At 60.6% G+C, this 20,860-nt stretch carries 11 protein-coding genes; 8 read left to right on the forward strand and 3 right to left on the reverse strand.

Features of this window, described 5'->3' with window-relative positions; all coding sequences use genetic code 11:
* The 8 genes from pgaA to lepB all read left to right on the forward strand — a co-directional run.
* Positions 1-1,150 (forward strand): poly-beta-1,6 N-acetyl-D-glucosamine export porin PgaA (gene pgaA, locus WBR57_RS26770; RefSeq protein ID WP_424088118.1); only part of this gene is annotated, 1,150 nt, incomplete at its 5' end.
* A gap of 12 nt (positions 1,151-1,162) precedes the next feature.
* Positions 1,163-3,160 carry a poly-beta-1,6-N-acetyl-D-glucosamine N-deacetylase PgaB gene (pgaB, locus tag WBR57_RS26775; protein WP_424088120.1) on the forward strand — a complete coding sequence of 666 codons (1,998 nt, stop codon included), beginning with the start codon at positions 1,163-1,165 and terminating at the stop codon, positions 3,158-3,160.
* Positions 3,161-3,162: 2 nt separating this feature from the next.
* A complete protein-coding gene (gene pgaC / locus WBR57_RS26780) occupies positions 3,163-4,503 on the forward strand; it encodes a poly-beta-1,6-N-acetyl-D-glucosamine synthase (RefSeq protein WP_424088122.1) in 1,341 nt (446 codons plus the stop codon).
* Positions 4,504-4,505: 2 nt separating this feature from the next.
* Positions 4,506-4,988 carry a poly-beta-1,6-N-acetyl-D-glucosamine biosynthesis protein PgaD gene (gene pgaD / locus WBR57_RS26785; RefSeq protein WP_424088124.1) on the forward strand — a complete coding sequence of 161 codons (483 nt, stop codon included), beginning with the start codon at positions 4,506-4,508 and terminating at the stop codon, positions 4,986-4,988.
* A 364-nt stretch (positions 4,989-5,352) separates the two neighbouring features.
* The gene (locus tag WBR57_RS26790; RefSeq protein WP_424088126.1) at positions 5,353-7,074 is read left to right on the forward strand and encodes a ShlB/FhaC/HecB family hemolysin secretion/activation protein; all 1,722 of its coding nucleotides are present in this window, start codon (positions 5,353-5,355) and stop codon (positions 7,072-7,074) included.
* 28 nt (positions 7,075-7,102) lie between these two features.
* The gene (locus WBR57_RS26795) at positions 7,103-15,586 is read left to right on the forward strand and encodes a hemagglutinin repeat-containing protein (protein WP_424088128.1); all 8,484 of its coding nucleotides are present in this window, start codon (positions 7,103-7,105) and stop codon (positions 15,584-15,586) included.
* 4 nt (positions 15,587-15,590) lie between these two features.
* Positions 15,591-16,016 carry a hypothetical protein gene (locus WBR57_RS26800; RefSeq protein ID WP_424088130.1) on the forward strand — a complete coding sequence of 142 codons (426 nt, stop codon included), beginning with the start codon at positions 15,591-15,593 and terminating at the stop codon, positions 16,014-16,016.
* Between the two features lie 701 nt (positions 16,017-16,717).
* Positions 16,718-17,506 (forward strand): signal peptidase I, encoded by a 789-nt coding sequence (gene lepB, locus WBR57_RS26805; protein ID WP_424088132.1) that lies wholly within the window; start codon positions 16,718-16,720, stop codon positions 17,504-17,506.
* Positions 17,507-17,578: 72 nt separating this feature from the next.
* On the opposite strand, the gene WBR57_RS26810 is transcribed toward lepB, so the two are convergent.
* From WBR57_RS26810 to WBR57_RS26820, 3 genes are all read right to left on the reverse strand, one after another.
* Entirely contained in the window at positions 17,579-18,166 is a 588-nt protein-coding gene (locus WBR57_RS26810; RefSeq protein ID WP_424088134.1) for a hypothetical protein, read from the reverse strand.
* Between the two features lie 16 nt (positions 18,167-18,182).
* Positions 18,183-18,794, reverse strand: coding sequence for a hypothetical protein (locus WBR57_RS26815; RefSeq protein ID WP_424088136.1), 612 nt, complete (start codon positions 18,792-18,794; stop codon positions 18,183-18,185).
* Between the two features lie 143 nt (positions 18,795-18,937).
* Positions 18,938-20,506 carry a M10 family metallopeptidase C-terminal domain-containing protein gene (locus tag WBR57_RS26820; RefSeq protein ID WP_424088138.1) on the reverse strand — a complete coding sequence of 523 codons (1,569 nt, stop codon included), beginning with the start codon at positions 20,504-20,506 and terminating at the stop codon, positions 18,938-18,940.
* Positions 20,507-20,860: the final 354 nt, after the last annotated feature.

Consider the following 20,860-nt stretch of genomic DNA (forward strand, 5'->3'; position numbering starts at 1 on the left):
GGGCAATGTCGGCCTGCGCCTGGCCCAGGCCGATATGTACCGCGCCCGCGATCTGCCGCGCCGCGCCGAAGGCGTCCTCAAGGAAACCGAAGCCCAGGCCCCGCGCGACATTGGCCTGGAAGTGAGCCAGGCCTACACCGCCATGGACTTGCAGGAATGGCGGCAAATGGACGTACTGACCGACGATGTGCTCGCGCGCAACCCGGACAACCGCCAGGTGCAGCGCCTCAGCCGCCTGCGCGACGTGCACGACATGGCCGAGCTGCGGGTCGAAGCCTACACCGGCAAAAGTTTTGGTGGCGGTAACAACGGCGATGCAGGGGCCGTCTCGGGAACCCGGGACTGGGGCATTGAAAGCCGTATCTACACGCCGCCCATCGACGAAGACTGGCGCGTGTTCGCTGGTGCCGGCTATGCCCGCGCGGATTTCGAAGAGGGCACCGGCCAGCACCGTTGGCAGCTTGTGGGCGTAGAGCGACGCACCCGTGACATGACCGTGGAAGCCGAGGTGTCCAACCATTCCTACGGCAATGGCACCAAGCAGGGCGCTGCCGTGTCGATTGCCCGCGATATCAACGACAACTGGCAATACGGCGGCAGCCTGGGTTACCTGTTGTCCACCACGCCGCTGCGCGCGTTGAATGCCGACATCACCGCCAACGGCGGCAGCGGTTTCATCCGCTGGCGCGCCAATGAAAGCCGCGAGTGGAAACTGACCCTCAGCCCGTCGCATTTCAGCGATGGCAACGACCGTTTCGAAGCCCTGCTCAGCGGCCGCGAAGGCCTCTACAGCTCGCCGAAAGTGCAAGTGGACCTGGGCCTTGAAGTCGGCGCCAGCCGCAACAGCAAGGAAGACACGATCTACTTCAACCCGAAGTCGGACTTCACCGTGTTGCCCATGGTCAACGTCAACCATGTGCTCTATCACCGCTACGAGACCCAGTGGAGTCAGCAGTTCCAGGTCGGTGCGGGTACCTATAGTCAGCGCGATTATTCCACCGGTGGCATCGGTCTGGTGGGCTACGGCCAACGTTTTCGCTGGAACGATGTACTGGAAGCCGGCGCCAACCTGAGCCTGATCAGCCGACCTTACGACGGCGATCGCGAACGCGATCTACGCCTGCTCGTCGACCTCACTTACCGTTTCTAGAAGAGCCTGACCATGACCGTCCTCAGCCGTTGCTTGTTGGTCCTGGGTGTATTGCTGGCCAGTGCCTGCGCCCAGCAACCCGCGCCATTCACTCCACCCGCCGAGCGGCCGACACCGGCCAACGAAGCCGCGTGGCCGAAAAACCATTTCCTGGGTATCGCCTACCACGACATCGAGGACCGCGACCCCGACCAGGCGGTGGTGGCGGTGCGCACCGAGCGCTTGATCGAGCAGCTGGCCTGGCTGCGCGAGAACGGCTACCAGGCGGTCAGCGTCGACCAGATTCTCGCGGCCCGCAATGGCGGCCCCGAGTTGCCACCCAAAGCCGTCATGCTCAGCTTCGATGACGGTTATTCGAGCTTCTACACCCGTGTGATGCCGATTCTGCGCGCCTACCACTGGCCGGCCCTGCTGGCGCCCGTCGGCAGTTGGATCGACACGCCGCTGAACCAGCCGGTGGACTTTGCCGGTTCACCACGGCCGCGGGGCGAATTCCTCACCTGGCAGCAGATCCGCGAAGTGTCGCAGTCCGGCCTGGTGGAAATCGCCGCCCACACCGACGCCAACCACAAAGGGATTCTCGCCAACCCCCAGGGCAACCTCGAGCCGGCCGCGACTTCGCTGCGCTATGACCCGGCCAGCGGGCGCTATGAAACCGAGGCGCAGTTCCAGGCGCGGATGCGTGCGGATGTGCAGGCGATCTCCAACAAGATCCAAACTGTCACCGGCAAAAAACCACGGGTGTGGGTATGGCCCTACGGCGCCGCCAAGGGCACCTCGCTGGCGGTCGTCAGCGAGCAGGGCTACCAGATGGCGCTGACCCTGGAAGACGGCCTCGACAGTTCCAGTGACTTGATGAACAGCCCGCGCTTCCTGGTGGCTTCCGACCCGGACGGCGAGCATTTCGCCAACAGCATCGTCGCCGCACAAACCGCGGCCCCGCTGCGGGTGCTGCATGTGGACCTGGACAACGTCTACGACCCGGACCCGGCCCAACAAGCGCGCAACCTCGACCAGTTGGTGCAACGCGTGGTGGATATGGGCGCAGGCACTGTGTTCCTGCAAGCCTTCGCCGACCCCAAGGGTGACGGCCTGGTGCATTCGGTGTACTTCCCCAACCGTCACTTGCCGGTGCGCGCCGACTTGTTCAACCGCGTGTCCTGGCAGTTGCACACCCGGGCCCATGCCGCCGTGTATGCGTGGATGCCGGTGCTGAGTTTCGCCCTCGATTCCAAGCTGCCGCGCGTGACCCGCTGGGACCCGAAAACCGGCAAGGTCAGCACCGACCCTGACCAGTACAAGCGCCTGTCGCCGTTCGATCCGCAGGTGCGCAAGATTATCGGCGAGATCTATGAAGATCTGGCGCGCAACAACGCCATCGACGGCGTGCTGTACCACGACGACGCCGTGCTGTCGGACTTCGAAGACGCCAGCCCCGCCGCGCTCAAGGCCTATGCCGCCAATGGCCTGCCGGACACCATTGCGGCCTTGCGTGCCGACCCTGCAGTGATGCAGCGCTGGACGCGCTTCAAGAGCCGCTACCTGATCGACTTCACCAAGGAGCTGACCGCCAAGGTCCGTGCCATCGGTGGGCCGCAGGTGCAGACCGCACGCAATATCTTCGCCGAGCCGATGCTCAACCCGGACAGCGAAGCCTGGTTCGCGCAGAACCTCGATGACTTCCTCCAGACCTACAACTGGACCGCACCCATGGCCATGCCGTTGATGGAAGGCCAGGAACTGAACACCTCCAACGCCTGGTTGGAAAAACTGGTCGCCACGGTCAAGGCGCGTCCCGGTGCGCTGCAACGCACTGTGTTCGAGCTGCAGGCCAAAGACTGGCGCACCGCGGCCGCACCCGATATCGACGGTGCGCAGATGGCTGAATGGATGGGTGTGCTCAAACGCCAGGGGGTCACGAGTTTTGGTTATTACCCGGACAACTTCCTGGAAAACTCCCCGGACTTGAAGACGGTACGTCCGGCCCTTTCCAACCAATGGAACCCTTGACCATGTTCGACAGAATCCTGGCTTTATTCGTGTTGGCGCTGGTGTTAGGTGTGCCTCTGGGCCTGATTTTCCTGGTCACCGGGCAGTTCCTGATGGACTTCGTGTTCTTCTACCCGCTGTTCATGTCGGCGTTGTGGATTGCCGGCGGCGTGTACTTCTGGCTGCACTGGGAGCGCCACTGGCCCTGGGAAGAAGACACGCCGGCGCCGACCCTGGCGGGTAACCCGCTGATCTCGATCATCATCCCTTGCTACAACGAGGGGGATAACGCCGCCGACACGATGCACGCGGCGCTGGACCAGCTGTACCCGAACATCGAAGTGATCGCCGTGAACGACGGCTCCACCGACAACACCGCCGCAGTGCTCGACGCCTTGGCGTTGCAGCACCCGCGCCTGCGCGTGCTGCACCTGGCACAGAACCAGGGCAAGGCCGTGGCCCTGCGCATGGGCGCTGTGGCTGCGCGCAGTGAGTATTTGGTGTGCATCGACGGCGACGCGTTGCTCGACAAAAACGCCGCGGCTTATATGGTCGCGCCGATGCTCGACAACCCGCGCCTGGGCGCCGTCACCGGCAACCCACGGATTCGCACACGCTCGACCTTGATCGGGCGGGTCCAAGTCGGCGAGTTCTCGTCGATCATCGGCTTGATCAAGCGCACGCAGCGGGTGTTTGGTCGGATCTTCACAGTGTCCGGTGTGGTGGTGGCGTTTCGCAAGAAAGCGCTGGACCGCATCGACTACTGGAGCACCGACATGATCACCGAGGACATCGATGTCAGTTGGAAGCTGCAACTCGATCACTGGAGCATTTTCTACGAGCCGCGCGCGCTGTGCTGGATCCTCATGCCGGAAACCGTCGGCGGCCTGTGGAAGCAACGTCTGCGCTGGGCCCAGGGCGGGGCGGAGGTGCTGTTCAAGAACATTCGCGGCATCTGGCAATGGCGCCATCGCTACCTGTGGCCGCTGCTGTTCGAGTACTGCCTGTCCACCGGCTGGGCCTTTACCTTCTTGCTCTCGGTGATCTTCTGGGGCGTGGGCAAATTTATCCCGCTGCCACAGGCAATCGCCGTCGACTCGCTGATGCCGCCGGCGTTCACCGGGCTGGTGTTGGCCATGGTCTGCCTGATGCAGTTTGCGGTAAGCATCCTGATCGACCGCCGCTACGAGAAAGACCTGTGGAAAACCCTGTTCTGGACCGTGTGGTACCCGATGGTGTTCTGGCTGGTCAGTCTGTTCACCACCCTGGTCAGTTTCCCCAGGGTGCTGTTCAACCAGCACCAGAAGCGCGCCCGCTGGGTCAGCCCGGACCGCGGTATCAAACCGATTGAAGAGGAGGCGTGAGCATGAAACTGGTCAGAACTCGCCAACGTTCCGTGATGTGGGTCATCGACGTACTGTTGACCCTGGTGGCCTGGGCCGGGTTGATCTGGTTGCTGGCGCGCGGGATTATCTCGATGCTCGAAACCCATGGTGGCCCGCGTATCGAAGCGCCGATTTTTGCGGCGCTCAATACCCTGCAAATCTACTTATGGATTGCCCTGTTCAACGCGGTGATCCTGGTCACCTGGGCGCGCTACCAGCAGCGTAAAGGGCGCAAGTTTGCCCAGCGTCGCGCTGAGGGCAAGGCCTTGACCGACAAGAACCTGAGCGAGAGTTTCAGCCTGGCCGAAGGTGACCTGGAGCAATTGCGCCGGCCTGGTGTTCTGGTGATCCACAACGACGAGGAGGGCGGCGTGGCGGAAGTCAAATCGCACGTCTCGCGCGATGTGGAAAAGCCTGGCTTGACCCTGGTGCCCGGCCAGGATCGAGACAAAGACGCCAGCTAGGATTGAACTGCACGGTTGTTCCCGCGCAATGTGGGAACAATCTGGTTTAATACCGACAAATGGGATCCAATTCACAAAACGCCCGCGAACTTTTCCGACTTTTCCGGTACTAACTTATCTCGGCAAGAACTTGATGGCCAACTAATGGCAATTTCCAGGTTCTCCGACGAATCGCTATCAAAACGGTTGCCGCTTGTCGGAATAATACTTCCCGTGACGAGCTGCCTATCTTTTTTGATAATTTTTGTTGTTATTAATCAATTGGTTGAGTGATTAGCGCGTGCGGTTGTGCAACTAATTCAGATTTTTGGATTAGCACTAGTTCGATGTTAGTTTGCCGCCCTTGATTTTCGATGGATCGAACATGTCTTTGTTATCGCCACGGACTCGGTATCTTCTGTGCACTTTCCTGCTCGCTTATTTGAGTTTGAACAGTGCGATGGCCGCCCCTACACCTGGGGACCAGGACCTGATTCGTGATCGGCAGAATCGCCTGCTCGAAGAGCAGCGCCGACGCCTCGAAGAGCTTCAGGACTTGCCCGGCAAAGACACCAAACCCCAGGCCCCGGCGCTGCCCGCAGACACCCGTTGTTTCCCGATCAAAGACATCGAGCTCAAGGGCGCCGACAGCCTGCCTGCCGTCGACCGTACACGCCTGCTCAAGCCCTACATCGGCCAGTGCCTGGGCGTGGCGCAGCTCAATGAATTGCTCAAGGTCATCACCGACTATTACATCGCCAAGGGCCGGGTCACCAGCCGCGCCTACCTGCCGCAGCAGGACCTTTCCAACGGTCACCTCCAGGTGCTGGTGGTGGAAGGCAAACTCGAAGCCTTGAAGGCAGCCGAGGGCAGCAGCGTGACGGACCGCGAACTGGCCATGGCGTTTCCCGGCAAGGTCGGCGAAGCCCTCAACCTGCGCGAAGTCGAGCAACTGGTGGACCAGCTCAGCCGCCTGCCCTCCAAACAGGCGCAGATGGAATTGACTCCTGGCAGCGAAGTCGGCGGCAGCGACGTGGTGGTCAAGAACCAACCGCAAAAGCCCTGGCGCGCCAGCCTGTCGCGCAATAACGATGGGCAGAAAAGCACCGGCGAACAGCAATGGGGCGCCGGCCTGGAGTGGGACAGCCCGCTGGGCCTGGCCGACCAGCTGATATTGCGCGGCGGCCACGACGCCGTGAGCGACTACCAGAAAACCTCGAAAAACAGCATGCTCTACTACAACGTGCCGTGGGGTTGGTGGAACTTCAGTTACAGCTACAGCGAGAGCGAGTACCGCACGTTCGGCGTGGTCCAGGGGTTCAAGTTCAAACAGAACGGCGACAGCCAGAACCACCAGTTGCGTGCCGAACGCGTGATCCATCGCGACGACGTGAGCAAGACCTCGGTCAACCTCGGCCTCACGCACCTGCGCACCAACAACTACCTGCTCGACGCGCGCCTGGATAACAGCAACCGCCTCAGCGAATTCCAGGTTGGCCTCACCCACGGTCGGCGCATCGGCAGTGCCTTCGTCAACCTGGATGTCGGCATGCAAAACGGCATCGGTGCCTTCGACGCGCAAAGCAACCAGCAAGAACGCGACCCTCAAGGCAACCTCACGCCAACCCCGCGTTATCGCAAATACACCGCGACCATGAGCTACCTGCAGCCTTTCACGTTGTGGGGCGAGTCGTTGAGTTTTTCCAGCCTGGCCACCGGGCAGCGCAGTGAAGACGTGCTGTTCGCGCCACAACGCATGAGCCTCGGCGGTTCCTACTCGGTGCGCGGGTTCAAGGACCAGCAACTGAACGGCGACAGCGGCGGCTACTGGCGTAACGAAGTGCGCTGGGCGCGGCCGGTCACCGTGGACTGGATGCGCCCCGCGCTCCTTGAGTACGGCGCCAGCGTCGGCTACGACCAGGGCGTGATTCGCAACGATCGCTACAACGACGACCAGCACGGCCGGGTGTCGAGTAATTCCGTCGAGCTGTTCGCCCGAGGCAAATACGTCAGCACCAGCGTGACCTTTGCCCATTCCCTTGAGCGACCTGGCGTGGTGACCGAGCGCGAAGCGCCGATCTACTTCCGCCTGGATTTCTTCCTGTAATTCAACACCGCTGCCCGAGACTTTGAATATGGACGTTCGCCCCGTTTCTGCCCTGAAAACCCTGAGCCAACGCGGCCTGGCCCTGATCCTGGCCAACGCGCTGTTCTGGCAGCCACTGCTGGCCCAGGCGGACGGCATAGTGGTCAGCGGCCCTGGCACCACGGTTGGCCAGGCGGGCAACGGCGTACCGGTGGTGAACATCGCCACGCCCAATGGCAGCGGCCTGTCCCACAACCAGTTCAAGGACTACAACGTCGGCCCCAATGGCGTGATCCTCAACAACGCCACCGGCGCGGTGCAGAGCACCCAGCTGGGCGGGATCATTGTCGGCAACCCGAACCTCAAGGGCGGCGCTGCGCAGGTCATCCTCAACGAAGTCAAAGGCGGTAGCCCCAGCCAGTTGCGCGGTTACACCGAAGTGGCCGGCCAGTCGGCCAAGGTGATCGTCGCCAACCCCTACGGCATCAGCTGCAACGGCTGCGGTTTCATCAACACCCCGAATGTGACCCTGACCACGGGTAAACCGGTGATCGATAAAGTCGGGCGCCTGGACCACTACCAGGTCGACGGCGGTGCGGTGACCATCGACGGCAAGGGTTTGAACGCGAGCAACGTCGACCGCTTCGAGATCATCACCCGTTCGGCCAAGATCAACGCGCAGATCAACGCGCGCCAGCTCACCGTGATTGCCGGGCGCAACGACGTCGATGCACAAACACTGAAGACCACCGTACGCGCCGATGACGGCAGCGAAAAACCGGAACTGGCCATCGACTCCTCGGCCCTGGGCGGCATGTACGCCGGCGCTATCAAACTGGTGGGCACCGAAGCCGGTGTGGGCGTGAAACTCGACGGAACGCTGGCGGCCAGCGGCGGTGATATCCAGCTCGACGCCAACGGCCATCTGAGCATGGCCCAGGCCGCCGCCAGCGGTGCGGTGGACATCAAGGCAGCGAGCCTGGAAACCAATGGTCCGGTCTACGCAGGCACCACGCTCAAGGCGAAAACCAAGGGCGAGCTGAAAAACCGCAAGACCCTCGCCGCGCGCGACAGCATCACCCTGGCCAGCAACGGCCAACTGACCAACACCGGCATCATTGAAGCCGGGGTCAACCCCGACAACACGCGCAACACCGCTGGCGACGTCAGCCTCGACGCCCAGAACATCACCAACAGCGGCACGGTGATTGCCAATCGCACCCTCACTGCAACCGCCGTGCACAGCCTGGTCAACCAGGGCGGCAGCATCAGCGCCAAGCAGGCGCTGAACGTCACCGCCGACAGCCTCGACAACCGCAACACCGGCAAGCTGCTCAGCGACGGCGCACAAACCCTCAACATCACCGGCCTGCTGGATAACAGCCAGGGCGGCATCATCGACAGCACCGGCGCGTTCACGCTGCACGGCAATAGCCTGGACAACAGCGCCGGCAACCTCACCGGGGCCAGTTCGATCACCCTGGATTTGCTCGGTGACCTGATCAACCGCAACGGCAAGCTGGCGAGTGTCGGGCCATTGCTGGTGCAGCGTGCCGCGCATGTCGACAACCAGGGCGGCAAGCTCGCCAGCCAGGGCCTGCTGACGCTGTTTGCCAACAGCGTCGACAACCAGAACAACGGCACCCTGGCCGCCAACGATGGCCTGAGCCTCACCACCACCGGCCTGCTGCAAAACGGCGCCAACGGCCTGATCCACAGCGAAAAGGCTGGCGTGACGATTACCGCCGGCACCCTCGAAAACACCGGTGGACGCATCACGGCCAAAGCCGGTGACGCGGTGATCGACGCGACTGATTTCAACAACGGCAGCGGCAACCTGTTCGCCCGTGACCGCGTGCGCCTGAGCGGCGTGAATGTGGACAACGGCGGCGAAATCGCCGGTAACCAGATCGACCTCAGCCTGCGCGGCGCCCTGACCAACCGTGGCCTGATCGAAAGCGCCACGACCCTCGCTCTCGACACCGCCAGCCTGGACAACAGTGGGCAAATGCGTGCCTTGGGCGTCGCAGGTAAAAGCCGTTACGCCATCGGAGGCCTGCTGAAAAACAGCGGCAGCCTGGAGACCGCCAACGACCAACTGAGCCTCGCCGCCACCACCTTCCAGAACACCGGCGGCAAGGTGCTGCACGTGGGCACCGGCGTGCTCGACCTCAGCGGCATCAGCCTGGATGACGTTGGCGGCAGCCTGGTGACCCAGGGTGACCTGACCCTCGACAAAGCCAGCTGGACCAACAGCACCGCGATCCAGGCCGGGCGCCTGACGGTCAACGTCGACAACCTGCAGCAAACCGCCACTGGGCAATTGCTCGGCACCCGCAGCCTGGTCGGCAGCGGCCAGGACTGGACCGTGGGCGGCACGGTCGCCAGCCAGGGCAGCCTCGACCTGGCGGTGGGCAACCTGCTCAACGACCACGGCCTGATCTTCAGCGGCGGCGACATGAACCTGAAGGTCGATCGCCTGAAAAACCTCGGCGCGAACATCTACGCTATGGGCAACCTGCGCGTCGACCGCGACGGCCAGGGCGGGCTGGCCACCAGCATCATCAACAGCTCAGGGACCATTGAAAGCGAGCGCAACCTGATCCTGGCCGCCAGCACCCTCGACAACATCCGTACGGTGCTCAACACAGAGTCCGGCATCTACAGCGCGTCGATCACCCCCACCGCCTGTATCGAAGGCGTGACCGGTGGCGACTGCGACGGCGGCAAACAGAACCGGCCGTTCCAGATCACCGTGCGTGATCACTTTATCGTCAGCGCCGCGACGGCGGGTTCGAGCATCACCTCGGGCGGCGACATGCTGCTTACCGGCGGCGAACTGCTCAACAGCAGCAGTAGCATCGCCGCCGGCGGCGCCATGACGATTCAGGTCAACCAACTGAGCAACGTCGGCCTGGTGACCCACGACACCCAGTACGATCGCGTTTTTACCTCTGAGCGTGAGCGCAAGCCCGAGGGCTGGTACACCTACGCGGCGAATTTCACCGACCAATATTCCCTCGACGGCACGCAGTACGACGCCAACAACCTCGGTGGCCTTGAAGCGTCCCTGGCTACGTTTATCGGCGCGATGGAATCGGAGCGGACGGCGCTGCGCAAGACCACCGAACTGGCGCCCTCCAATCAAAGCTACGCCGCCGTGATCCAGGCCGGTGGCGCCGTGGACGTGAAAGCCCAGGACGGTATCGATAACCGCGTCGTGCAGCGTGGCTACACCTACGTCGGCAGCGGCGCCAACACCAACGCGCCGGGCTTCTCCACCGAGGTCAGCCTCAACGCGCAATTGCCGCCGGACCTCGCCCAGCAACAGGTCAACCCATTGGGCCTGCCGGGCTTCGATGTGCCCACCGGGCAGAACGGCCTGTTCCACCTCAACGACGGCAATGGCGTCAACGGCCTGCCCACCAGCCAGTTCGCGGCCAGCGCGCATAAATACCTGATCGAAACCAACCCGCTGTTCACCAACATGCGCCAGTTCCTGGGCTCGGACTACCTGCTAACCAAGCTCGGCTATGACCCGGACACCGCGCAAAAGCGCCTGGGCGATGGCTTTTACGAACAACGCCTGATCCAGCAAGCCGTACTCGCCCGCACCGGCCAGCGTTTCATCGACGGCCAGACCAGCGACGCCGACCTGTTCAAGCACCTGATGGACAACGCCATCGGCAGCAAAGACGCCCTCAACCTCTCGGTGGGCGTAAGCCTCACCGCCGAGCAGGTCGCGGCCCTGACCCACGACATCGTATGGCTGGAAAACACCACCGTCGCCGGCCAGCAAGTGCTGGTGCCGGTGCTGTACCTGGCGCAAGCGAACAACCGCCTGGCACCGAATGGCGCACTGATTTCCGGCAGTGACGTCAGCCTGATCACCGGCGGCAACCTCAACAACGCCGGTACGCTTCGTGCTAATGGCAGCCTGCTGGCGAACGTCGGCAGCAACCTCACCAACAGCGGGTTGATGGAAGCCGGCGGGCGCCTTGATCTGCTCAGCGCCAACAACCTCACCAACCGCGCTGGCGGCGTGATTGCCGGCGGCAACGTCAACCTGGCTGCGGGTGCCGAGTTGCTCAACGAGCGCACGGTCACCACCCATGAAAGCGCCAGTGCCTACCGCACCGAGCGCAGCGACTTTGTCGACAGCGCCGCGCGTATCGAGTCGGCTAACGATTTGGCCATGCAAGCCGGGGGCAACGTCAACAACGTCGGCGGCGTGCTCAAGAGCGGTGCCGACACCACAGTCAAGGCGGCGGGCGACGTCAACATCACCGCCTCGAAAACCCTCGACAGCGGCGCCATCGGCAACCGTTCGAACTACAAAAACATCGTTCAGCAAGGCTCCGTGGTCGAAGCCGGCCGTGACCTGCACGTGGTCGGCGCCCGCGACATCAGCATTGTCGCGAGCCAGGTGGACGCCAAGCGCGACATCAACCTCATCGCCACCCGCGACCTCACTGCAGGCGTGGCGGCCAACGAACAGCACCTGGCGTACAACTCGAAAAAGATCAAACGCATCGAGGACCATGTCCAGCAAGTCTCCAGTGTGATCAAGGCCGGCGGCGACGCCACACTGAGTGCCGGGCAGGATTTGCAGCTGGTCGCCAGCCAAGTGAGTGCCGGCAACGAGGCGTACCTGGTGTCCGGCAAAAACCTCAGCCTCAAGGCTGCTGAAGACCAGGACTACAGCTTCTACAGCAAGACCAAGAAGACCTCCCAGGGCAAGAAATTCCGCCTGGATGAAACCGACGCGGTGAACAACGTCGGCAGCCTCGTCAGTGCCGGTACGAACAGCACCGTGGTTTCTGGTGCCGACCTGCTGCTGGCCGGCAGTGCCGTCACCGCTGAAAAAGGCGCCACGCAACTGGTGGCCGCTCAGGACGTGAACATCCTGGCCGTGAGCAATTCCGACAGCGCCCGACATGAGCGCAAGGAAAGCAAAAGCAGTTGGGGCGGGCTCAAGTCGAGCAAAGTCCAGGACAAAGTCGACGAAAAACGCACCACCGCCGTTGGCAGCATGGTCTCCGGCGAAACCGTCACCGTGGCGGCCAAGCGCGACGCGACGGTGACCGGTTCGTCCCTGGTCAGCACCGGCGACCTCGCCGTCCAGGCTGGCCGCGACCTGACTATCGACGCGGCGCAGAACACCTTCGCCCGCACCGACATGCACAAGGAAAAGAATCGCGATCTCACCGGGGTGTTGACCGGCAACAAGCTTGGTCTGGATGACATGACCGGCAACCAGAAGCTCTACATCAACAGCTCGAAGCACAACGGCACCGCCAATGAGATGACCTTGACCGGCAGCACCATTGGCTCCAGCGCGGGCAATGTGTCGTTGACCGCCGGCCGGGAGTTGGCGGTGATCGCCAGTGATCTGGTGAGCACCAAAAACATGCAGTTGACTGGTGCCAATGTCACCGTCACCTCCGGCATGGAAACCGCCAGCCAGACCAGCAAAGACAGCTCCAAGAGCTTGGCCGTGGGTCGCGTGGTTGCGGGCACCGTGGTCGACACCGCCAACAGCATCCGCGACGCCGCCGAAGCGGCCCGCAGCTCCGATGACCCGCGCCTCAAGGCGGTGAAAATTGCCCAGGCTGCGCTGGCGACCTACAACCTGAATAATCAGCTAGGTGAGCTTGCTGACCAAAGCACCGACTTCAAGGACAAAAAAGGTGGCTCGGCCGGCAACGGCTCGCTGATCAAGATCGGCACCGAGCTGGCTAACACTCGCACCAAAAGCAGCAGCGAATACACGGCGCAGACCGCGCACCAGAGCAGCCTCAACGCCGGCGGCAATCTGTCGATCATCGCAGCGGGTGATGCACCGGGCACCCTGGGTGACCTGACGATTACCGGCAGTTCGTTGAAAGCCGGCAGCACGTTGTTGTCTGCGAAAAACAACATCCTGATGCAAAGCGCGCAGAACACTACCGAGCGTAAAAACGACGGCTCGCGCAATAGGACCGCCATCGGTGCCAGCTTCAATGTTGGCGAGCAAAACGGCTTCACCCTCGACCTGGGGGCGCAAACCGCCAAGAACCTGGGCTCCGGCGGCTCCGTGACGCAGGTCAACACCACCCTGGACACCGGCGCGCTGCTACTGCGCAGCGGGCAGGACACCAGCCTGAACGGGGCACAGGTGCGCGCTGACCGTATCGATGCGGATATCGGCGGCGACCTCAACATTGTGTCGCTGCAGGACAGCGAAACCTCCAAGAGCAAGCAGGACAGCGCCGGTTTTGGCGCGAGCATCTGCATTCCGCCGTTCTGCTACGGCTCCACGGTTGCAGCGTCCGCCAACCTGGCGGCGTCGAAAATGAACAGCGACTACCAGGCCGTGACCGACCAGAGCGGCTTCTATGCCGGCAAAGGCGGCTACACCATCGACGTGGCCAAGAACACTACCCTGCAAGGCGCGGTGATTGCCAGTGAGGCCGCGGCCGACCGGAACCTGCTGTTGACTGACCGCCTGCTGGTCAGCGACATCAAGAACAAGAGCGAGATCGAGAGCAAGTCGGCGGGCTTCAGTGTTTCCGGCTCCTATGGCGGCGGCGTGGGCACACTCAAGCCGGGTGCCCCGTACGGCATGGCGCTCGACGATTCGGACCACAGCCACACCCGCAGCGCCGTCAGCGAAGGCACGATCTTGGTACGCAACCCTGAGGGTGCCAACGATCTGGTCGGCCTGAACCGCGACACCGCCAACGCCAACCAACGCCTCGACAAACCCGATGAAAAGGCCATGCAGGAGCGCATGGACCTGATCAAGAGTTCGATGGAGCTGACCAAGGGCATTGGTGATGCGATTGCCGCCGCGAAAATCCAGGATGCCCAGGACCCCAACACCGAAGCTGGCCGAGCCGCCCGCCAGAAGCTGATGGACGATGGGATTGCCAACCCGTCGCGCGATCAGATCCTTCAGCAGGCGCAAAAGGACTACGGTATCGGCAGCAGCTTCCAGAAAGCCAGCCAGGCGGTGACCGCCGTGGTCCAAGCGGCCATGGGCGGGAGTGTTGGGGGTGCGTTGGCGGGTGCGGCGGCGCCGTATCTGGCAGGGCAAGTCAAGGACCTGACCAAAGGCGACCCGAATGCCAACCTGATGGCTCACGCGGTGTTGGGCGCCGTACTAGCCCGGGCTAGCGGCAACTCGGCGCTTGCAGGTGTGGCGGGCGCTGTCGCGGCGGAAGAAACCGCTAGGCTGATCAAGGAGCACCTGTATGGCGTCATCAGCAATGAAAGCCTGACCCAAGAGCAAAAACAGACGATCGCCAGCCTTTCGACGTTGGCGGGTGGCCTTTCCGGTGCGCTGACCGGCAAGGGCGCGCTGGACGCGGTAGCAGGGGCGCAGGTTGGGAAAAATGCGGTTGAAAATAACCTGTTGAGTCCCGCAAACGAGTCGGCGCTGCAACAGGCGCGCGATGCGCTTAACCGCAATAAGTACACCACCAAGGACGCGCAGACACTTATTGCGCTTGATCAGCAGGATCAGATTTCCGACGCATTGGTTGAGCGCCTGCGCCGTAATCCTGGCTCCATGTCGCAGGCTGATAAAGCAGCCGCAGAGGCGTATCTCGGGGATTACGCTAACGCACTCTACGCGGTGTATGGGAAGGATGAAGCTGATCGTCGTATCAACGCGTTGATACGGCCAGGTCCGTTGCTGCAAAGCAACGAGGTGGCTTATGCGGCTAAGTATCCCGACAAGATGGCTTCGCTGGATCGCCTCTATCCGGAAGGTTTGCTGGCGCAGATGAGCCGTCCCCTTAGCGAAAACGAACAGCTTTACTACAAAGCGCAAAACGTATTGCGCATCGACCAGGTGTATCAAGGGGAGGCGGCTATCGGTACGCCGGCCTTGTATGCACTGGGCGGGCCGGCAGGTTTGGCGATGCGACTTGTGACGGCTGAAAGTGGGGTTCTGCAGATTACCTACGGCGGTGTACAGGCTTATAAGGGTGACACCGGTGATGGGGCTACGAATATTCTGCTCGGAGCGCTGAACGCCACGTCAGCCGGGATCCCGGGGGGCTTGAAGACGGCAATCATCGGGCGCGATGTCGTTCCGGCGGGGGTCAAAGTGCCCGTCCCAGGAGACCGAGAGTTCTTGGGCCCCATCCCCAAGTCCCCTTCAGAGACTGCTGCAAGCTGGCAGGGGTCGGGGGCTTATGTGGGGGTTGATAAGTACACGGATACCGTGCTGCGTGAAGGCTCATTGGTGGTCGGCGCAGTGCCTGGGCAGTCGCCTTATTACACAAGTATGCATGGGTTCGAAAGTACGGGTGGTTCTGCGAAGGGCTATTATGAGGGGCTGCAAATTCAAGCCAACTTAGCCAACCCTAAGTATCCGCCCTATCGCAACGGTGTCACGATTTATAAGGTGATGAGTGATGTGAAGGTCGGTTCAGGCAATGCGTTGGCGAACCCACAATTTGGCGTCGGCGGCGTCGGGCAGGTATTTATCCCGAACTTTGAAAATGTACTGGTTCCTCTGTACTCGATCCCTTTCAGCAGGTAAGCACATGTCACCATCGTCCAGTAGTGAAACCGGAATTTTTGTTCTTGATGGGCGCATATCCATAGCTGCGAATCTGATGGCGCAAGAAATTATTCAACAGGGCCTGCGTTTCGACCGTGAAATCGACATGCAAAATGGATGGGTCATGTGTGCCAGCGCCTCACACCTTATTTTCGGGCAGGCAGTCACCGCCACCTTCAACTTCTATAACGACAGGTTGAAAATGTTCGGATTCGCCCTGATGGGTGACGCTGAAGACACTGCCGATGACCAAAAAAACGCCCATGACCGGTTTTTGGTCGAACACTTTGGCGAACCACTGAGAAGAAGCGAACTGGCGAATATCCACGAATTCTGGTGGGGCTGTATCACGTCTCAGCGTGATCCGCGCGGCGGAACCTGCAGTATTGAGGTCAATTGGCGACCATAAAAAAGAAATGAAAAATAGAGAAAAATCGGGGTCGAAAAATCGGGGTCGGACCACGTTTTTGCGCTCTATTTTTTCTACTATTTTTTCAGCTCGGTTCATAGCAAGCAGCCGGGGTGGGGTATTTGGCATCCCGGACATTCAGGTCAGTAGGTCGCGTAATGATTAATGATTTAGAGAGGTTAATAAAGTATTCAGAAGAAATGGCGGCGAAATTTCCTGCTATCTCGTCAGAAATAAAACCAGCAAAGGGGACAACCAGCAAAGGGGACAGATTTATTTAATAGCTTGCCGGCCAGCGCCAGACCTAAATAAATCCGTCCCCTTTAAAGCGTAAATAAATCCGTCCCCTTTAAAGCGAAAGCGCCTTTAAAGCGTTTTACGAGGAGGCTTCGGGTGAGAAGAAATAAATGGATCGGTGGGTTTTTCTTATCGGTCTCACTGTTTTCCATGATTCTGGCGGCTAGCCTGCTACTCGCGATGATCATCGCTGCGGTGATTTCACTTGCCCTGCGCACTGACTCGCCTTGGGTATACAACTGGATCGGCTTTCCTCTTACGTTTGTATTCGCGGCGTATTGGATCCTCACTCGATGGACGTATGTGAAGTCTTACATATCCGGTAATGGGGGAATGTAGTGATCCCCTGCGATAAACCCCGACAGGTGCACTGCCGGGTGCCTTTACCTGTTCAAGGACTATCGATGAAACCCGTAAAACTCTCCCTCCAAGCCTTCCTGATGTCCTGCCTGGTAGCCGGCTGGGGGCTGGTCTATGTGGACCGCATCAAGTGGGGCATCCGCGTGGCGGCGCTGCTTTACGTCGGCATCGTGCTGATGGGGCTGTGCGGGCTGGCCTCGTCGCCCTTTGGGCTCTACGTGCTGCTTGGCTTTATCATTACGGTCAAGCTTGCCTCGGCGATTACCTCGGCCGTGCTGGCGCGGCGCTACACCGGCCCGCTGAATGTGCCGCGCAAGCGTTTCCATGTGCTCTATGTGGGCGTGATGGTGGTGATCACCTGTGCATTGTTCAGCGTGCTTCGAGCGCCGGTGCTGGGTTTCAGCACCTACTTTGTGCCCACTGGCTCAATGGCACCCACGGTCTCGATTGGGGACTACATCGTGTCCGATCTGCGCCCCGGCCCACCGAAGGTCGGGGATATCGTGGTGTACCGCTGGAACGGCACTGAAGCAATCAAGCGCGTGGCGGGCGTGGGCGGGGACACCCTGGCCATCGTCAACGGCGAGTTGATCCGCAACGGTGAGAACCTCGGGCTCTTCCACGCACCGGCTGACCGGGTGGAGGGCCCTGAGTCAATGACGCTCACGCCGGTCAAGGTCGAGCCGGGGCATGTCTACCTGCTGGGCGACAACCGCAACAACAGCAATGACAGCCGTTTCATGGGGCAGGTGGCGGTTGAGGACGTGGTGGGCAAGGTGACCGGCATCTGGTTCTCAAAGGAGCGGTCGCGGATCGGGACTGCCTTCCCTTGATACTTCTTGACGCTGGAGCAACACCGTAAACCAATAGGCGCTCACGCCCAGTAGCGTGCGCGCGCAATCGGCTTACAGCAGCTTGCGCTGCACCGCCTCATCCAGCGTACTGCGTGTCAGCGCCTCTACCACTTCGCGCGTATCCGCCTGGAATGGGATGCCCACGATCAGCACCAGATGAATCAAGGTACGCACGGACTCGCTCTTTTTGACGCGCCCGAGTTCCTTGCCCTCCTTGTCCTTGAACACCGTTTCCAGGGTAAAGATGTTCTTCGCGGTGGTCGGAATAATGGCGAACGTGAAGCCGGAAATGAACGTCAGCACCGGGCTGTACTCTTCATTGTTGTGCAGCGTGGCATCCACATAGATGTCCGAGTCGACCTTGTCGGTGCTCACCCGCGAAAAGCGCTTGGACTGGCGGAACGAATCGGCCACGGCCTTTTCCCACAGGGCGGCGGGTGCGCCGGCAGCCGCATTGCCCGGGCCGCCGTTGACGTGGTTCTGCGCAGTGGTGCGCACATACACCGTAGGTTTTTGCGCGGGCATGTTGGCGGTCGGCGGCCAGGCCTGTACGGCAGGTAGTTCATGCTGCGAGTAAGACACGCAGCCGGTCAGCAGGACGGCGGCCAGTACCAGGCTGTGTTTGATCAATCCTTTCATGCGTCGCTCCTTGAAATCAGGGTTTGGCCAGCTTGGCGGCGGCGCTGTCGAGTAGTTGGGTGATCAGTTTGGTCAACTGTTGGCCACCCATCGAAGGCGCCCAATATTCACCGCTGTAAAGGCCGACGTTATGTTCGAACTTGATCGAATCCTTGGCGCTGGCCAGTTCCTTGCCGTTGCGATCGACGATCACCAGGTCACCGGCTACATCGAAGCTGTCCACGTAGATCGGACCGTTGACCCAGATCCAGATCGTCAGCGTCAGCAGTGCGCCGGGAAAGTACCCCGGGTGCGGCGCGCGATGCCCCTTGAGGGACGTCATGTTGAATTTGAGCGTTACATCGTTTTCTTCCAGGCGCACCGGGTACTCGGTAACTTGCTTGAAGTAGCCCGCCGTGCGCACGTACTGGTTGAGCTGTACGGTAAGGGCGTGGCTGATGGCTGTTTTGTTGGCCTCTTTGACATCAGCGTCATTCACCGTCACATCGGCGATCTGCGCGTTACGCGGGCTGCTGACAGCGGCTGGGTGGAGCGGCGCGCCGATTGGGCCGCTGACGGTGTAGGACACGCAGCCGGTCATCGACAGCGCGGCGAGCAGGGCCGTAGCCCGAAGGAGGATTTTCAGCACGCAATATCCCTATAAGTGAGTAAACCAAGCCAGTGTCTCGACCGCTTGGCCTATAACTTGAGGGGTGCCCCCGTGTTGTCCGTTTCACCCAGCACTTCGCTGGCCTCGCCGGGCCAGCAAAATACTGTCCTTGAGCAAGGCGGTCAGCCTGTGACCACGTCCTCCGGCTTGATTAGTTGTGTGCTTCTCACCAGGAAGTCCGTTTTGCGGTCTCCGGTCAGGTCCACGGCGATAAAGTAACGCTGGGTTTGCGGGTTGAACTTCACGACGGTGTCGCCAATTTTTCCGGTAAACGCCTTAACCAGCCTGAAGTTTGTCTTGGCATCTTTCTGCACGCCTCTCAAATCGATCATGTCTTTCCCACTGATGAAATCGGTCAACAAACGAGAGTTGGAACGGCTCGAATCGCTCACCTGATTGAAGACGAAATGCGCTCTGATCTCTGGCCTGCCTGAAACCGGCTGTACCGGATTCTTGGGTGCTGGAGGGCGCCGGAGAGGGGTAGGCCTGAGCTGAGACGCCGTGACGATGTCCCCGGCTTTGACCTCCCCGTGCGTATTGATGAGCAGGTTGGCCTTACCATCACCCGTCGTGTCGATGGACACGCTCCCCCTACCGGTATTTTTGTCATAGGCCAGATGTGCCTCACCGGCTTTTCCGCGGAAGGCATTGACATAAGAAAGCGAGGACAGGCCTGCTTTCTTCAACATCTCGGTCACTTCGATTTTGTCGGTGCCGCTGGTGAAGTCCATGATTTCATCGGGGTTTTCCGCCGTGGAGTCGCTGGTGTGGTTATAGACAAAAGTGTCCGCGCCGCCGGCACCGCGCATCCGATCCCCGCCTTTTCCGCCGGTGAGTCGGTTATCGGCGTCGTTCCCGATCAGCACATCATTGCCGGAGCCGCCAATGGCATTTTCAATAGTGACGCCCCGGGCGATCGAAACGTTGCCTTTTCCGTGACCGACATCAGAGAACGAACCTTCCCGCAGGTTAATGACTTGGTTAGTGCCATAGCCCGACAAGTCCAGAGTGTCGTCGCCGCCGCCGTCCCAGACGCAAAATTTAGCGGAGTCTTGAGCGCTTTTTAGTAAGTAGTAGTCCCTTCCGGTATTGTCGTTAAAACCATAGGTGTTGTTTTCGCGGCGAGTTTGATAGTTGGCACCGTATTTATGTTGAATGGCGCTGATGTCATCCATCATGGGGGCAATGGGGTTGCCATTGATTCTTTTGCCACTGGTTTGAGCGTCGTAATAGCTCATGATGGAATGGGCTTTGGAGTCTTGGGCATAGACTCGGTACCTATTGTCTGGACGCCCGTCGTAAGCCCCCGGGTGACTGAGGCCAAGGGCGTGACCGATTTCGTGAGTCAGCGTATTTCGGTTCACGTGTTTGGGGTTATAAGCGGTATCGCCGGCTGCGAAACTGCTGGGGTAGTGACCGTATGCAACTTTAACCCTAGGGTTGATGCTAAAGGTCAGCCTGCCTTCTGCCCGTCCTCCGTTCTCGGTAAAAGCGAGATTAGCCACATCGCTCCAGGACTCGATTGAGCGCCGGGCGCTGTTTTTCTGTTCTTCATTGAATCCGTTGCCCCGGTAAGAATTGAAGTAGTAGGAAATCTCGGTTTTGTTGTTCTGGTTCCAGTCTCGCCAAGCGCCTGGGTCTCGTGTGAGTTGCCCAATGCATTGCTTTGTTCGAAAGGACGGCATTTTCATTTTTCTTACATGCGGGTCGTCAGGACGCAGCGTTGTATCGACGCCATCACTCACCTGGGCGTGTTGGGGCGCGTTCGTAAGGGGGGAATAGAAAGGTGTTGCAGGATTTGTTCTCAATGTAATACCTACCCGGTGGATATGTGCACTTTTCCTTCCCTGGTCGAGGCTGCAGGCTCCATGTTGCGGGGTATAAAGCTGCCAGTGTCAGGAGGTATTTCCAAAGGCCGATATGTGTCCGAGTTAGTCTTCGCCGCTTCGTTTAAAGCGAATGTTTTTATTAACTGAATGTTTATTTTTTGTAGCGTAGGCCCGTCGCTGCTGGATGAGTATCCACAGCGTGACGTCGCTTGCACC

The sequence above is a fragment of the Pseudomonas sp. genome, from assembly GCF_049590575.1.
Taxonomy (GTDB): domain Bacteria; phylum Pseudomonadota; class Gammaproteobacteria; order Pseudomonadales; family Pseudomonadaceae; genus Aquipseudomonas.

Excerpts from the sequence above, each read along its gene's own strand:
- WBR57_RS26790 (WP_424088126.1), top strand. The coding sequence starts at position 5,353 with ATGTCTTTGTTATCGCCACGGACTCGGTATCTTCTGTGCACTTTCCTG.
- WBR57_RS26800 (WP_424088130.1), top strand. The coding sequence starts at position 15,591 with ATGTCACCATCGTCCAGTAGTGAAACCGGAATTTTTGTTCTTGATGGG.
- lepB (WP_424088132.1), top strand. The coding sequence starts at position 16,718 with ATGAAACCCGTAAAACTCTCCCTCCAAGCCTTCCTGATGTCCTGCCTG.
- WBR57_RS26810 (WP_424088134.1), bottom strand. The coding sequence starts at position 18,166 with ATGAAAGGATTGATCAAACACAGCCTGGTACTGGCCGCCGTCCTGCTG.
- pgaC (WP_424088122.1), top strand. The coding sequence starts at position 3,163 with ATGTTCGACAGAATCCTGGCTTTATTCGTGTTGGCGCTGGTGTTAGGT.
- pgaD (WP_424088124.1), top strand. The coding sequence starts at position 4,506 with ATGAAACTGGTCAGAACTCGCCAACGTTCCGTGATGTGGGTCATCGAC.
- WBR57_RS26820 (WP_424088138.1), bottom strand. The coding sequence starts at position 20,506 with ATGAAAATGCCGTCCTTTCGAACAAAGCAATGCATTGGGCAACTCACA.
- WBR57_RS26795 (WP_424088128.1), top strand. The coding sequence starts at position 7,103 with ATGGACGTTCGCCCCGTTTCTGCCCTGAAAACCCTGAGCCAACGCGGC.
- pgaB (WP_424088120.1), top strand. The coding sequence starts at position 1,163 with ATGACCGTCCTCAGCCGTTGCTTGTTGGTCCTGGGTGTATTGCTGGCC.